At 31.2% G+C, this 224-nt stretch carries 1 pseudogene; it reads left to right on the plus strand.

The window, feature by feature from the left end:
* A pseudogene (locus CBI42_RS13105) lies at window positions 1-224 on the plus strand (hypothetical protein); the annotation flags it as partial.

Consider the following 224-nt stretch of genomic DNA (forward strand, 5'->3'; position numbering starts at 1 on the left):
TGGTCACAAGACGTTATTGGTAGAGAATTTTGATAAATCTGATGAACTTGGACAATTGGCGCCTATAAATTGTAAAAATTCAGTGTCAGTTGAGAATTCATTAGTGAATAAAGTTATTTCATTATTCCCGACGGATAAAACCAAACTGTTTGTAAAAAGCCTGCTTAAATATGGAAAAATAGCTACAATGGATATTTTTTCAATGACCGATAAAAAGTTTGAAC

Origin of the sequence: Streptococcus sp. KR, from assembly GCF_002238115.1 — a bacterium.
Taxonomy (GTDB): domain Bacteria; phylum Bacillota; class Bacilli; order Lactobacillales; family Streptococcaceae; genus Streptococcus.